Origin of the sequence: Roseburia yibonii, from assembly GCF_014297335.1 — a bacterium.
Taxonomy (GTDB): Bacteria; Bacillota; Clostridia; order Lachnospirales; family Lachnospiraceae; genus Roseburia_D; species Roseburia_D yibonii.
In genome coordinates this window covers 70,772-86,293 of sequence record NZ_JACOQH010000007.1, presented here as the reverse complement: position 1 = coordinate 86,293, position 15,522 = coordinate 70,772, and the positions used below count along the sequence as shown (strand labels likewise).

General features: G+C 47.2%; 14 protein-coding genes. All 14 read right to left on the bottom strand.

The features are described from left to right. Nucleotides 1-17: 17 nt before the first annotated feature. The 14 genes from rhuM to H8Z76_RS10090 all read right to left on the bottom strand — a co-directional run bounded on the left by rhuM (nucleotide 18) and on the right by H8Z76_RS10090 (nucleotide 15,461). Entirely contained in the window at nucleotides 18-938 is a 921-nt protein-coding gene (gene rhuM, locus H8Z76_RS10155) for a virulence protein RhuM/Fic/DOC family protein (protein ID WP_186982429.1), read from the bottom strand. Beyond that, a complete protein-coding gene (locus H8Z76_RS10150) occupies nucleotides 925-1,146 on the bottom strand; it encodes a helix-turn-helix domain-containing protein (protein ID WP_147619048.1) in 222 nt (73 codons plus the stop codon). Before H8Z76_RS10150 ends, rhuM begins: the two co-directional genes overlap by 14 nt. A gap of 149 nt (nucleotides 1,147-1,295) precedes the next feature. Next, nucleotides 1,296-2,966, bottom strand: coding sequence for a methyl-accepting chemotaxis protein (locus tag H8Z76_RS10145; RefSeq protein ID WP_186982428.1), 1,671 nt, complete (start codon nucleotides 2,964-2,966; stop codon nucleotides 1,296-1,298). A gap of 4 nt (nucleotides 2,967-2,970) precedes the next feature. Beyond that, nucleotides 2,971-4,305 carry an ABC transporter substrate-binding protein gene (locus tag H8Z76_RS10140; RefSeq protein WP_147619046.1) on the bottom strand — a complete coding sequence of 445 codons (1,335 nt, stop codon included), beginning with the start codon at nucleotides 4,303-4,305 and terminating at the stop codon, nucleotides 2,971-2,973. A gap of 19 nt (nucleotides 4,306-4,324) precedes the next feature. After that, complete coding sequence (locus H8Z76_RS10135) at nucleotides 4,325-5,308, bottom strand: carbohydrate kinase family protein (protein WP_147619045.1); 984 nt, start codon at nucleotides 5,306-5,308, stop codon at nucleotides 4,325-4,327. 24 nt (nucleotides 5,309-5,332) lie between these two features. Next, the gene (locus H8Z76_RS10130) at nucleotides 5,333-6,142 is read right to left on the bottom strand and encodes a substrate-binding domain-containing protein (protein WP_186982458.1); all 810 of its coding nucleotides are present in this window, start codon (nucleotides 6,140-6,142) and stop codon (nucleotides 5,333-5,335) included. A gap of 24 nt (nucleotides 6,143-6,166) precedes the next feature. Further along, nucleotides 6,167-6,325 carry a LacI family DNA-binding transcriptional regulator gene (locus tag H8Z76_RS13790; protein ID WP_186982427.1) on the bottom strand — a complete coding sequence of 53 codons (159 nt, stop codon included), beginning with the start codon at nucleotides 6,323-6,325 and terminating at the stop codon, nucleotides 6,167-6,169. Nucleotides 6,326-6,350: 25 nt separating this feature from the next. After that, a complete protein-coding gene (locus H8Z76_RS10120; RefSeq protein WP_186982426.1) occupies nucleotides 6,351-7,763 on the bottom strand; it encodes a glycoside hydrolase family 32 protein in 1,413 nt (470 codons plus the stop codon). Further along, on the bottom strand, nucleotides 7,723-9,180 hold the full coding sequence (gtfA, locus tag H8Z76_RS10115; protein ID WP_147619042.1) for a sucrose phosphorylase: 1,458 nt from the start codon (nucleotides 9,178-9,180) through the stop codon (nucleotides 7,723-7,725). The genes H8Z76_RS10120 and gtfA overlap by 41 nt, the downstream gene beginning before the upstream one ends. 33 nt (nucleotides 9,181-9,213) lie before the next feature. Beyond that, nucleotides 9,214-10,077 (bottom strand): carbohydrate ABC transporter permease, encoded by an 864-nt coding sequence (locus H8Z76_RS10110; protein ID WP_186982425.1) that lies wholly within the window; start codon nucleotides 10,075-10,077, stop codon nucleotides 9,214-9,216. Continuing rightward, a complete protein-coding gene (locus H8Z76_RS10105; RefSeq protein WP_186982424.1) occupies nucleotides 10,077-10,955 on the bottom strand; it encodes a carbohydrate ABC transporter permease in 879 nt (292 codons plus the stop codon). The genes H8Z76_RS10110 and H8Z76_RS10105 overlap by 1 nt, the downstream gene beginning before the upstream one ends. A 139-nt stretch (nucleotides 10,956-11,094) precedes the next feature. Next, nucleotides 11,095-12,468 (bottom strand): ABC transporter substrate-binding protein, encoded by a 1,374-nt coding sequence (locus tag H8Z76_RS10100; RefSeq protein WP_147619039.1) that lies wholly within the window; start codon nucleotides 12,466-12,468, stop codon nucleotides 11,095-11,097. 357 nt (nucleotides 12,469-12,825) lie between these two features. Beyond that, a complete protein-coding gene (locus tag H8Z76_RS10095) occupies nucleotides 12,826-14,115 on the bottom strand; it encodes an MATE family efflux transporter (RefSeq protein WP_147619038.1) in 1,290 nt (429 codons plus the stop codon). After that, entirely contained in the window at nucleotides 14,112-15,461 is a 1,350-nt protein-coding gene (locus H8Z76_RS10090; protein ID WP_186982423.1) for an MATE family efflux transporter, read from the bottom strand. The genes H8Z76_RS10095 and H8Z76_RS10090 overlap by 4 nt, the downstream gene beginning before the upstream one ends. Nucleotides 15,462-15,522: the final 61 nt, after the last annotated feature.

The following is a 15,522-nucleotide window of genomic DNA, read 5'->3' as shown; positions in this document are numbered from 1 at the left end:
GCTGTAGCACTACCTGTTTACTTCAGGCAGTTTAAGATGACCGTGATCATCATTTCCATCTCCTCCGGTCTTGACTCTGCGATCATAATCGTAAGTGCGACCAGTGTATGATCATCGATCAGTTTCTTTCCATCCAGAAACAGGACACCGTTTCTATCCAGGAAATACAAAAACATGGTTGCCGCAATTCTTTTATTGCCATCATAAAAGCTGTGATTTTTGGTTACAAAATATAAAAGATGAGCCGCCTTCTCCTCTAATGTGGGATAAATTTCCTGTCCGCCAAAGGACTGATATATGTTCCCGATACTTCCTTTAAAGGAATCATCCTTCTCTTTTCCAAACAGCTCCGATTCGTCGCCGAAACGCATATTGGAGATCACCTCCCGGCACTCCTCATAGGTAAGTTCATAACTCGCCGCATTTCCCCTCGGGCGCTCCATATTCTGATGGTCATAAGAATCCAGAAGTTCCAGTGCCTCGCTGTATTTTTCAATAACTGTAAGCACCTGTTTACTGTCCAATGCGCTCTCCGTTCGCTTCATAATCTGTATCACCTCACCAAGCTGGCTGATACGATTATTATTCACGGCGTAACCCTGCAATATGTACTTTTTTAATACAGAATTTGCCCATTTGCGAAACTCCACACCTCGTTTTGATTTCACACGGTACCCAACTGAAATGATCACATCGAGGTTGTAATACTGCACGGGACGATCCGAATTTGCAACGTGCAAAATTTGCACATTGCTTTCTCTGTCCAGTTCCTTTTCCTTAAAAACATTATTCACATGCCTTGTAATAACTGTTCGATCCACCCCAAATAACTCCGTCATTTGCGCCTGCGTAAGCCACACCGTCTCCTGCTCCACCGGCACCTGAAGCGTGATCTGCCGATCCTCTGTCTCAAACAGAACAATTTCATTTTTGTCCATTTGCCCCTTCTCCTTTTTCCTTTGCCTGTCCGATCTTTTCCATCTCAACCTTGTATGCCATGAGCCTGTAAAGATACTCCGGCATCTTCCGGTTTCCCAGCTCCCAGTCCTGTAATGTTCGGTACGGAATTCCAAAATATTCTGCGAACTCACGTCTTCCCATCTTTGTTTCTTTCCTGAGTGCAATGATCTGATCCTGTAATTCCATATCTTCCCCTCCCGATTTATACGCTTTGCGTATAATCATTATATATTAATGAAATTTCCATTTCAAGTCCTTCCACAAAAATAATCTAAAAAAACCCTTCTTACCAGTACGCCATCCTGTCGGTAAAAAGGGTTTTTCTCTTATATATTCTATATCTGGAACCGTGAAGTAATATCCTCCAATGCTTCCGCTGATTCCTTACAGTTCGTAGAGCGTTCAAAGCTCTCACTGGTCAGTTCTACGACCTCTGCTGTCTTATTTGCGATATCATTGATTCCAACCGAACACTCATTGATGTTCCGGTTGATCGCATCCATTGCATCTGTGATACTGTTTATCGCGCTTCTTAACTGATCCACCTCGCCATTTGCCTGATTCATAAAGTCTTCAATGCTCTGCGTCGTAGTGCTGTATTCATCCGAAGATTCCATAAATACGTTATAGTCATTCATTACCTTATCTTCGAGGAACTTTAACGTGTCAACAAGGCAGGTGGTAAGCGTTTCCACTGACGCGTTCACCTGTGCCACGATCGTCACGATGTTTGCGCCGGTTTCCGTGGACTCTGACGCAAGATTTGCGATCTCACTCGCCACAACCGCAAAACCTTTTCCCTGTTCTCCGGCTCTTGCCGCCTCGATGGACGCATTTAAAGAAAGAAGCGTGGTCTGATCCGCAATATCCTGTATCGCCTTGGCAAGCTCATTGATCTTTTTGACCTCACCCGCCTCAACGATCGCCTGCTCTGACGTCCCTTTGATCGATTCATACAATTTAAGCGTCTCTTCCCGCGCCTGACCGGTTCTCTCATGGATCTCCTTCGCTTTATCCATCGCATGCGCGGTAAGATTGGTTCCTTCTTTGATCTTATTTGCCACTTCGATCGCGTTGCTGTTCATGCTCTGGACATTGTTCGTAACATTTTCCGTAGACTGGGAAGTCGCCTCCATGCTCGCCGCAAGCTCTTCATTTGTCGCCGAGTTATTTGTGGATGCCTCTGTCACATTTTCCGAGATGTCATAGAGCGTATTGGCATCGGAAACCAGCTTTCCGGAAATATCGTTTAACTCTCCGACGATATCGTTTAGCTTTTCTTTCATCCGCACGACCGCAGCGCCCATCACACCGATCTCATCCTTCGTGACCGGCACCTCATGTTCACCCGTCATATTGAGTTCCGATATATCATTGATCACTGCGGTGAGCTTTGTGATCGGCCCGGTGATCTTTCCGGTGACAAGCATTCCGACCAGCACCGCAAACGCGATCAGCACTGCGCCTACGATCAGCGAAATGGTTGTGATCGCAGTGATCGGAGCTAAAACATCCGACTTGTCCGCTTCCACATATACGACCCAGTCATTGACCGTACACATATACGCAACATATTTCCTGCTGCCGTCCACACTGCACTCTTTTACATCTGCCGGCGGCATAACTCCTGTGGAGTTCAGCTGATCCAGTACGTCTTGCATAACCGGATTCCCGGACATTGTTGTACCGATCATATCCGGATCATCATGATAGAGAAACTCACCGTTTTTGTCCACCAGATATGCCTTGCTCGAATCCATGTCCTGAATTCCCACATTATATAAAATGTACTGAACCCGCACATCCATATTTACCTGATCCGTATCTCCGTAAAAGCTTTCATAAAGCGTATTGGATGCGGAAACACAGGTATCATACAGATAGTTCTCGCACATATTTACCACATTCTTTTTCATAACGGTAAGTGAGACCGCGAGAATCGCTACAATGAGCAGCACCGAAGTTGCCGCGATCAATGTCGCGACTTTTGCCTTTATCGTCTTCATATGATCACTCCTCCCCGGCCTTTTTCTCTGTCTGCCATTCGCTCTTTGTCGTATCCACAAGACTGTTCCAGTCAAGTTCGCCAGCAGCGTATGCCCGCAGATTGGATCCGAGGTCATCTTTAAACACCTGGCTTGGGAATGCCACAAAATTCCAGGAAACCGATGTTTTTTCGGTATCATTCATATCTTTTATCACTTCTACCGCAAGCGGATTGGACGGATATTCATCCTCGGTAAATGTATCAAACGGAGGAATAAATCCAAACTCTTCCGTCACAAATTTTTTACCTTCATCCGAGCTGTAAAGCCACTCGAGAAAATCGATGGACGCCTGTCTTTTTTCCTCACTCACCTGGGAATTGACACAGATAAAGTTTTCGGTACCGATGCACAGTCCCTGTTTCTCCTCACCTTCGACCCCGGTGTAGATCGGCATATATTTTACGTCATCTTCAGATACTACGCTGCCTTCCGTGCTCTCGATCTGCGTCCACGCCCAGTTTCCGTTCTGAACCATGGCGACTTTTCCCTGCGCAAACTCAGTCATGGAATCATCCACCGTCTTTTCCCCAAGCGCGCTCCTGTCTGTGCAGGAATTCTCAATATACAGATCAAAGATATTTTTATAGTTGTCACTGTAAGTAAAGTCTAAGGTATCCTCATCCGCGATCCCTTTATCCTGAAATTCATAATAAACCGGAACATTCAAAAGGTGGGTCTGCCACCGCCAGTTTTCTCCCGGCGCAAGTGAAGTGGAGGCAAACACTCCGTCTATCCCGAGTTCCCCCGCATGCGCCTGCATATCCTCCACCACTTCTTTGAGTTTCGCGAAATTGTTGATCTCAGACATATCCGCATAGGTTGTCACGCGATCCGGAAGCGCAAAATAGCGATCCATGATCGACTGGTTATATATGATCCCATATCCTTCTACCACATACGGGATCCCATATACACCGGAACCTTCCGTAACCGCCATATCCTTGTCCACCATCCAGGAATACAGATCGGTACCGCTTAAATCCATGCAGTAGTTTTTCCATTTCTCATACTCTACCGGTCCGTTGATCTGAAACATTGTAGGCGCGTCCTTTTTCGCAAGTTCCGCTTTTAACGTTCGTTCATGATTTCCGTCCGCAGCGGTAAGGATCTTTAATTTGACTCCGGTCTCTTTCTCATAGGTCTCGGATACCTCTTCCCATACCGCCTTTACTTCCGGCTTACAGCTTAAAAAATAAATTTCTGTCGCTTCTTTGGTCTTTCCGATCGCACATCCCGAAAGACTTAACAAACCAAGGCCTGTGCATACCGCCAAAGCCATAATGACTTTCTTTCGCATATCATTTTCTCCCAATTTTCTACGCTTTTAAAATTTCCTCTCTGGACGGCATGACCGCAAGCGCCCCTTTTCTGGTCGTTATGATCGATGCCGCTTTGTTCGCGAATGTGAGCATTTCGGTCAGATCCTCCGCCTTCCAGTTCACCTTTCTCACATCACCTTCCCCATGCTCTAACACATAGTGCAGACAGCAGCCTCCGAACGTATCCCCCGCTCCTGTCGTCTCTATCGTATCTTTCCGCACAAAGGCCGGAACTTCTGCCCGCGCTTCCGTAACAGAATTTTTAAGGTATGCCCTGCTCCCCTCTCTTCCGAGTGAAAGCAGGATCAACGGGATCTGGTATTCCTCCTGCAGCTTCTTTATCCCGGCATCAAAATCTTCCTCACCGGTAAACCACATGATCTCGTTATCCGATATCTTTAACACATCACATACGGAGAGCCCGTAGGCGGTCTGTTCTCTCGCGTCTTCCATGCTCTCCCACAGCGGTTCTCTGATATTCGGATCAAAAGAGATCATAAGACCTTCCTCTTTTGCGATCTGAACCGCCCGTCTCGTCGCGCTGCGCACCGGTTCATGTGTCAGCGACAAGGTGCCCATGTGAAAAATCTTTGCCTTTTTTATCAGCTCTGCGTCCACTTCTTCCGGTTGAAGCATCATATCCGCTCCCGGATTTCGATAAAAGGAAAAGTCCCTGTCTCCGTCCGGCTTGGTCTCGACAAACGCCAGCGTGGTCTTGACCACATCATCCATCACCAGTCCCGATACATCGATCCCCGCATCAGAAACAGCCTTTTTTAACTGTCTGCCAAAAATGTCATTTCCGATCTTTCCGATAAACGCGGTCTCATGCCCAAGCTTTTTTAACATGGAAAGTACATTGCAGGGCGCTCCTCCCGGATTTGCCTCATAGATCGGATTTCCCTGATTACTTGTTCCATTTTCCGTAAAATCAACCAAAAGCTCACCCAAAGCCACTACATCATATTTTGTATTTTCCATCTTCTTCTCCTTCCACCTGTGCATTTAAAATTTATCCGAATCTGTTGTCCCCCGGACCACCAGCCGGACCGGAAGCGTCGTTCTGGTCGGAACGATCTTTCCCTCCACGGAATCCACCAAGCATTCGATCGCCTTCTGTGCCATCTCCTTGATCGGCTGATGGATCGTTGTGATCTGCGGTGTGGTCACCGACGCGATGTAGGAATCATCAAATCCCACCACCTTGATATCGTCCGGCACTGCGATCGACATCGCATGGCAAATCTGAAGAAACTGTGCCGCGATCAGGTCACTGCTTGCGAACACCCCGTCCGTTTCCGGATTTTTTTCCAACATTTCTTTTAAGATCTGATGATAATCCAGGGTGTTATACTGGCTTGCGCTGGTCTCGACGATCTTATGATCCACGCCTTCTCTTTCGCAAATCTCACAAAAACCGGTCGCCCTGTCATCCGCCGGCATCATCGTTTCATGTACCCCGCTGATATGGATGAGATGTCTGCAGCCGAGATCGATCAGATGCTTCGCCGCGAGACGTCCGCCCTGGATATTGTCACACTCCACCCCGGCTGTCCCGTTTTCTAAGAAACGCTCGATCGTAACGATCGGTATGTTCAGTCCGTCAAATACATTCAAATGCACGGAACCGCTGCACATGATAACGCCCGCCACCCGGTTGCTGTAACACATTTCCAGATACTCATTTTCCTTTTCCTGTTTCTCTCTGGAATTAAAAATAAAAATCTTATAATTTTTTTCATACGCAGCCATTTCCAGATTACTGATCAGCTCGGAAAAATAAGGATGCCGTATATGCGGGACAATGACACCTATGGTATTGTTCGTCTTTTTGGAGAGCTAACGCGCGACCTCGTTTGGTGTATAATTCAGTTTATTCATCGCGTCATATACTTTTTTCCGGGTCTTGTCGCTGATATATCCGCGATTGTTCAATACCCTTGAAACTGTGCTGACCGTAAGTCCTGTTTCTGCTGCAACATCTTTGATCGTTGCCATTTTTATACCCTCAATCTATTTTGATCTATACTTCGTATACACCTAACATTGTATCATAATCTGCAGTCACTTCAACTATTCCGTTGTCCACACACACTTCAAATTCATCGAGCCCTGCCGCGATCACGGACTCGTCTGTTCCGACAAGGAACTTACCGCTTTCCTTATTATAGGAAACCGGCACACCCGCCACTTCAAAATCATTCTGCGCATGATCGCAGATACAGCGGGAAAACAGTTCCCGGTCGAGTTCTTTTACCGGCGAAAGCGCGATCCGGTAATCCCCCGCCACTTTAACCAGGGTAAGCTCCCTTGGAAGCCCCATCGCGCCGGTATAATTTCTTCCTTTAAAATCCACACGAAGCCACGGGATCAGTACGGATCTGCCCGCCGTCCCGGAATATACCTGTGCGGCATATGGCACACGGTTCATGTAAAATCCATGTCTTTCGCCGTTCCATGTAAAATGATATCCGTCAAATTTTCCCGGATAATAATAACCATCCGCCGTCGTGACAAACCAGTGGTCTTCGCCGTTTTCATCCTTTAAACGGAGCAGATCCGGGCATTCAAATCCGTCTTTTAACTCAAATCGATGGGATATCTCCCATTTTTCCAGATTTTCGGAACGCAGGATCGCAAATTCATTCCCATCCACCCAGAGGATCATGATATAAGCCTGACTGGCTTCATGCCAGAATACTTTTGGATCACGGTTCTCATGGCTGATCGTTTCAACCATTCCCCGGTCTGTTTTCTCTAACGTCTTTCCACCGTCTGTACTGAACGCCAGACGCTGCGTGGAAAGCTTTTCGCTCGTCCACGGACGGCATTCCCCGGCTGCCGTATAATAAAACATCAGTGTCTGCTCCGGCAGTCCAAGGCAGCCACGGCTGTTTACAAAACCACTTCCGGAAAACATATATCCGTTTTCATCCGGATACATCACGGTCTCCTGCTGTCTCCAGTGGATGAGATCCGTGCTTGTGGCATGTCCCCAGCTCATATTTTCCCATCTGGTATCAAACGGGTTGTACTGAAAATACAGATGGTAGATACCATCACTATATACTAATCCGTTCGGGTCATTGATCCAGCCTCTTATGGCTGTGAAATGATATTGCGGCCGCGCAATGCTCTCTTTCGAGAAGTCGTAATCCGACTCCCCGAATTCCCGGTCAGTTTCCTGTATTCCCGAGAAGAAAGCATCATTTCCGCAGCCTGTAAGGATTAGTGTTTTACCGATAAAATTTTTTACCGATAAACGGGCATAAAAATCAGGGTGAAACTCCTTTTCTTCTGTTCCCATCGGAACCTGAAATTCATAGATCTTGGCTCCGGTATCCTTATCGAATACCTGAAGTGTCTGCACTTCTGTTTCCGCAGCGATCGGTAACTCAAGATAATCCCTGCTTATCAAATACTCTTTCTTCACCATTCTCACTATAAGTCACCTCAAATGTTTTTTTCACAAAATCAGCGTCCAGTCTTGCCCAGTCCGATCCGTTTCTCCGGACAATGACCAGTTTTCCATCCGCGCACTCTTCCAGTTCAAAACTGCCGTCAAACGCAGGATGCGTATTCCGGAATTTCATCAGTGCGAGAAGTTCCTTTACTACCGGCCGTTTTACTTCCTGTTCGATCTCATCCAGAGAATAGTAATGTCTGTTGATATTTCTTCCGACCTTCGTCTTTTCCAGAAGTTCCAGATCGTTTTTTCCGGCGAGCAGTCCGACATAATATACCTGCGGGATCCCCGGCGCGAAAAACTGCACCGCTCTCGCAAGAAGATAGGACGCGTCATCATCTCCGAGCGCGGAATAATAGGAACAGTTTACCTGATAGATATCGAGGTTATTGTACGCCGCCGTATTATAAATTTTTTTCACATTTGCGCCAAATTTAAAGATATCTTCCTTGGTCTTTTCGATCTCCTCATCCGGGAGCAGATCCTTCACATCGACCACACCGATCCCGTCATGCGTATCCAACGTGGTAAACTGCTTTCTCGGGCAGATGGAGAGCCAGTGTTTCAGATACTGTGTCTGACCATAGTATAACGCATGGATGAGTAACATCGGCAGTGCGAAATCATACACATAATAATCTTTTTTCGCAATGCGCTCCTGCATCGTGTAATGCTCATGGATCTCCGGCAGCAGCGTAACCCCGTATGGCACTACGATCTGCTCACATTCCTCCATGAATTCCCATACATCCGGCTCGATGAAGAAACAGCTCGTGCCGGCTTTTTTGGTCGCGTACGCAAATGCATCCAGGCGGATCATGGCAGCTCCGTGCTCACAGAGTGTTTTTAAATTGTCTTTGATAAATTTCTTTGCCGTCTTTGATTTGCAGTTGATATCGATCTGCTCTTCATCAAAGGTACACCACACCTTCTCGGTCGTGCCATCCGCGAAATGTGCCTCCACATAAGGCGCTCTCGGTTTTCTTTTGTAAATCGCGTCTACCTGTTCTTCGGTCGGTTCTCCGTTTTCCCAAAAGTCCTTATACCGGATAAAAAGATCCGCGTATTCCGACGCATCCTTCTTTTCCAGAAAATCCTTATAATACGCGCTGTGCGCGGATATATGATTGATCATATAATCAAACATCAGATAGTAATCATCCGCCAGTTTCTCCACATCGCTCCAGTCTCCGAACGCCTCATCCACCTTGTGATAATCCATCGGTGCAAACCCACGGTCACCGGAGGACGGAAAGAACGGCAGGATATGAACGCCGCCCACCGCGTCCTTAAAGTAACGGTCAAGCACCTGATAGAGATCTTTTAAATTATTTCCCATGCTGTCCGAATAAGTGATCAGCATACATTTATTTTCCAGTTTTTTCATTGTCGCACTCCTTTTTTCCATAATCTCACGCACTTATGATTTCACCGCGCCTGCCACAACACCGTCGATGATCTGTCTTTGCAGGAACAGATATAAGATGACGATCGGCGCAACGGTAAGTACCAGCGCTGCCATGATCACCCCGTAATCCGCGGAATAGGTTCCGTAGAAAACATAGGTGGACAGCGGCAGTGTATACAGATCTTTTTTGCCAAGCACTAACGACGGAAGAAGGTAATCATTCCAGAATGCCAGCACATTTAAGATGACTAACGTAGCCGTCGTCGGTTTTAATAACGGAAAGACCACTTTAAAAAATGTCTGTACCTTTGTGCAGCCATCGAGATATGCCGCTTCTTCCAGTGAAATCGGGATGCCGCTCTTTATAAATCCCTGAAAGATGAATACCGACATACTCATCGCAAAACCGGTATGCATAAACACCAGCGTCAGTCTGTGGTTCAAAAGATTTAAGTTCGCTCCGTAGATCGATACCAGAGGGATCATGATCGCCTGGAACGGAATGATCATTGCCGCAACCATAAGTCCGAAGAATATCTTGGAAAACAGATTGTTTGCGCGGCAGAAATAATACGCTGTCATGGACGCGAAGAGCACTACCGCGAGTGTGCTGAGTCCTGTGATAAAAAGTGAGTTGGTAAATGCCTTGAAAAAGTCCATTTTTTCAAAGGCTTTTATGTAATTTTCGATCGTATATCCCTTTTGCGCAATGATGGACAACGGATTTGTGATGATATCACGTTTGTATTTAAAAGAATTTATAATGACTACGATAAACGGGATCATATAGAGCACAAACAGCGCCGCTATTACGAGAAATCCAACGATCCCGGCCACTTTCTTTTTTCTTCCTCCGACCTGTGAACCTCTTGCCATTATGCCTCTACCTCCTTTTTCTTTCCAACGTAGATCTGTATCCCGCTGATCACTGCTACAAGCGCAAACAGGATAAGCGCTTCCGCCTGACCCACGCCATAATTTCTGGATGTAAATGCCTTATCGTACACATACATTGCAACGAGCTTTGTGGAACCGTACGGTTCACCGCCGGTCAGTGTAAGGTTTACATCGTATACCATAAATGCCCTTGACAGGGTAAAGAACAGACAGATGACAAAAGACGGAACCATAAGCGGAAGGATCACGCTCTTCATTTTCTGAAATCCGGTCGCCCCGTCAATGCTCGCCGCTTCAAGCACGTCCGTGGAAAGTCCGGTAAAACCGGCAATGTAGATAAGCATCATATAACCGGAAAGCTGCCATACCGTAACGACTACAAGTGTCCAGAATGCTTTATGCGGATCGGAGAGCCAGGACTGGGAGAAGATCTTCCATCCCATGTTTTTTCCGACTTCCACAAGCACTCTTGAAAAAATAAACTGCCAGATAAATCCGAGTACAACGCCGCCGATCAGGTTTGGTGTAAAAAATCCGGCACGGAAAAAGTTCTGTCCCTTGATCCCGTTTGTCAGCGCGTACGCAAGTAAAAACGCGATAATATTTACCAGTAAGACCGTGATCACCACATATTTGAGTGTCAGACCCATGGATGTCCAGAACTCGGCATCATGAAAGACACTGGTATAATTGCTGAATCCTACAATGTTCTTTACCGTACTCACGCCATTCCAGTCCGTCAGGGTCAGATAAAATCCATAAAAGAACGGTATCATGACCACGGCAAAAAATATTGCACAGCCCGGTATCGCAAAAATACATAAATTTTTTATTTTTTCTCCCGTTTTCCTTCCCATGTTAAAATCCCTCTTTCACCGCAGCTTTTTCCTGCAGTTTCCTTTCTTTCTATGTTTGCCACGTCCGATTTTGCCGAAAATACAGGCGGCCCGTACTCCTTTGCCTTTGCAGCGGACCGCCATGTACTTCTGCTGATCTTTATTTCTGTGACTGCCAGTAGGTATCTACATCTGCTGCCAGTTCATCCTTTGTGCTTTCTCCCGCAATATATTTCTGCATGGAAGCGCCAAGTACCTGCCAGTGATCAGACGGAGCTACGAAGCAGGAAGAATAGGTCTTTCCTTCATTCATCTTGCTCTTCATGTCTTTTCCAAGCGGATCGAGCGGTTCTACGGTGTTGTTGGAATTTGCCGGAACGATCGCCACATCCTCAACTAACATCTTCTGAGCGGTCTCATTGTAAACCATCCAGTTTAAGAACTCTTTGGCTGCTGCCTGCTGTTCTTCGGTTGCCTGAACCTTATCGATGATCACCTGTTTGGTCGCAGATGCCTGCATACCGGTATTTGCTGCCGCACTTGTGTCATTGCCAAGTACATATGGGATAAAGCAGTAATCATCTGAGGTTTCCGCTCCTGCTTCCGCAAGATTCGGCCATGCCCATGTACCATTCGGCCAAATCGCAGCATCACCGTCTACCAGATAGATCGGATCCTGGTCATACATTGCGCCAAGTGGATCTTCGCCGTTGATGTTGTACTCCAAAAGCAGATCCAGTGTCTGGATAAATTCATTGTATCTGTCATAATCCGCTGTTTTTAATGTGCCGTCTTCCAGCTGTGAGATCACTTCCGCACTTCCTTCGGTCGTGCCATCATAGGTATCATAGATATATCCGAGCTGATGATTTCCGAGTGACCAGTCTTCTTTTGAAACAACCACCGGTGTCTCCATGCCGGCAGCCTTCAACTGCTCAAGAAGCGCTTTTAAGTCATCATAGGACTGAATAGAATCCGGATCAAAGGTTTCTCCCAGTGTGTCTTCCACAGCCTTCTTGTTTACGATCAGTCCTCTTCCTTCGATACAGAACGGGAAGCAGAATACTTTGCCATCTGAATAGGTCAGTGTGTTCTCGCATTCTTTTACCCAGTCCTCATTGGACAGATCCAATGCGTATTCATCCGCAAGTGCCAGAGCGTCTGTCGTATCTAACATGGACATTGTCGGCGCGCTTCCTGAATTGTATGCGCTTGTTACTTTTGTATAAGGAGATTCTCCGGTACCGCATGCAAGAATCTCTACATCGATTCCTGTCTCATCGGTAAATTCCGCTGCCAGTTCCTCCATTGCTTCCTGGATCTCACCTTTACTGTTCAAAAATGTGATCGACGTTCCCGCCAGATCAGATTCCTGACTGCTGCCGCCCGCCTGTGTGCTTTCCTCGCTTGCGCTCTCCGCAGTCTTTGTGTCAGCTGCCGTGCTTCCGCTCTCACTGCTGCTTCCGCATCCGCTTGCCATAGCTGCTGTCAACGCTGACACCAGTAATACTGAGATCAATTTCTTTGTTTTCATTCTTTTTCCCTCCAACTTTTCATACAAATAGTTTCTTCCCATTTTTCACAATCCTAATCCTTACACCGGAATCCCGGTACACATCCGGAGTTTTTGTTCTCCGCTCATGTGATACTTGCACTTTATCACCGTCTTTTTGATATGTCAACCGGTTGACATATTTTTGGTTAATTACATACAAAATCATCCGTTTCATTTTGTGCATTTTTTATTCTTATCTGGTCTGTTTTTTACTTTTTTGCGAGCACAGCGTCCTTTTTCCTTGTCGCCGATGCCAATCGTGCCTGCCACCGGCAGCTTTTCTGGATGCATGGCAGCAAAAAAGATTATGATAACCGCTTGTTATTTTTTATTTTGTCAACACTTTCCTGCAATACCGGTACGTGCCAGTCCGCAGATGAGCAGGCAGGTGATCATCTCCGATCCGAGAAATGAGATCCACACGCCGTTTAAGCCAAACAGCTTCGCAAACAGGACTGCGCAGACAACGATCGCGACCGCTCCGCGCGACACAGAACCGGCGATCGCCGTTTTGGCATTATCCACTGCCGAGAAATACGCGACGAGCATGATGTTGATCCCCGCGAACAAAAATCCAAGAAAATACAGCCGCAGACCGACATGTGCGTAACGCAGAAGCGCCGCGTTATGTTCACTGTTAAACACCGCGATCAGCGCGTCGGTCTTTGCCCAGACACCGGAGACAATGGCAAGTTCCATGACAAGACTCGCGCAAAGTCCCATTTTTAGCAGCTTCTTTGCCCGGTCGAAATGATTTTTCCCGTAATTTTCGCTGATCAGCGGCTGTACGCCCTGCGCAAGCCCGTTAAAAATAGACATTGCGACCGCCGACATGTTCGCGATGACTCCATACGCGGCAACCCCGGTATTTCCGGCAATGCCAAGGATCAGCATATTAAAGACGATCGTAATGACCGCGGATGAAATCTCCCCGACAAACGCGGATATCCCAAGTTTGCAGCAGGAGATCAGATGTGAAAAGCACGGTCTCTTCCAATGGAATCCCACCGTATTTTTCCGCCCGAGATAATGCACACCGCAGATCGACATGGTAACTGCGGGACACACCGCGGTCGCAAGCGCCGCCCCCGCCAGCCCGAGCCCGCATGGGAACATTAAAATATAGTCAAACACAATATTAAAAAGACTTCCGGCGATCGATGCGGTCATTGCAACCGAAGTTGCCTGATCGTTCCGCGCAAACGCCGTAAACGTATAATTTGCCATAAAAAGCGGAGATGCTGTCAATATGATCCTGAGATAACTTTTTCCAAGCGCCGCAAGCTTCGCGTCCGCCCCCAATAGTCCCAAGAATTTCTGTGGTGCCAAAAATCCGGTCAGCATAAACGGAATGCTAAAGAGGATACTAAAGAAAAACGACTGCAAAAAGTAATCACCGGTATCCTCCCCTTTTGCGCGGTTGATCCCATACCTTGTCGCCGATCCGATCCCGATCATCGATCCGATCGCATAGATCACCCCGTACACCGGGAGCACCAGATTTAGCATTGCAAGTCCGTCCGCTCCCGCGTAGACGGATATGAAAAACGTGTCAGCCAGAATATAGACAGAGATCCCGACCATTCCGGCAACACTCTGTAACTCATATTTCAAAAATTTTTTCATCGCGTCAGATCCTTCACCCACTTGTACTTGCGGAAATGGATAAGCACCCACGGAAGTTTCCCGACTTCATCAATACAGGTACACGCATAAACCACAACCACCGGCCAGTGAAAATAATAAGTGCCCGCAATCGCAAGAGGGATCGCGATCCCCCACATGCATACCGCAAGACTGTAAAAATCAAACATCGTGTCGCCGCCGGACGCGAAAATGCCGTTCATCGTGACATCATTGATCGCGCGCCCGATCATATAGACCGCGATGACCACAAACATGCCTTTCAAATAGGAAGCTGCCTGCGGACTTAAATTTACGAAACGTAAGATAAACGGTGCGACCGCGCACATAAGAAGCGACATCACAATACCGCAGACCAGTGAAATTTTAAGCAGACGGATCCCATAGGTCTTTCCCTTTTCCAGATTGCCGGAACCCAGTTCGTTTCCGACCATGATCCCCGCCGCGCTTGAAATTCCCGCGCTGAGACAGCAGATGATATCACGCACGACTGCCGCAACCGAGTTTGCCGCAGCAGCGTCCACGCCCAGATGCCCCATAAATGAGGAATAGGATGTAAATCCGATCCCCCAGAACAGACTTGCGCCGAGAAGCGGCAGCGCGCATTTCCGGAAATCCAGTGCCAGCTGCCTGTTCCGCCGGAACAGATCCGCAAGCTTCGGATAGATATACCCCGGCATATAAGAGATCACGACCGAAATCACAAGTTCCAGTATGCGGGATATGAGCGTCGCAAGCGCAGCGCCCTTTACGCCCATCGGCGCGATCCCAAACCATCCGTAGATAAACACCGCATTTAACAGAATGTTGATACAGACGGTAAAGGAACTGATGATCGCTGTCGTCTTCGCGTGCTCACTTGTTTTCATGATGACCAGATAACACTGTGAGATACCGGTCAGCAGATAGGAGAATGCCGCGATCCTCAAATAGTCCACGCCATAACCGATCAGTACGCTCTCATTCGTAAAAAGTATCATCAGGTACTTCGGTATAAACATGCAGGCGGCAAAGAACACGACCGACACCAGTCCGCATAAGCGCAGCGCCATACAAAAGATATCATCGAGTGTCTTTAAATCGCCTTTTCCCCAGTACTGCGCGCCCAGGATCCCAAGGCTCGCCGTCGCCGCCGTCAGAAACATATTCTGTATAAACTGGATCTGTGTCGCCAGAGAAACCGCCGACATATAGTTCTGATCCACCCCGCCGAGCATAAACGCGTCCGCCACCGCGACCAGCGCGAGCATCAGATTCTGAAGCATGATCGGAATCATCAGCTCAAAAAGTTTTTTGTAAAAAACCGTATCTCTCTCCATTTTTTTCATTTTTTATCCCCATGTATTTTGTCTTTCTGCCATTTTTTCTCTATTATAATTATAGGTGCTG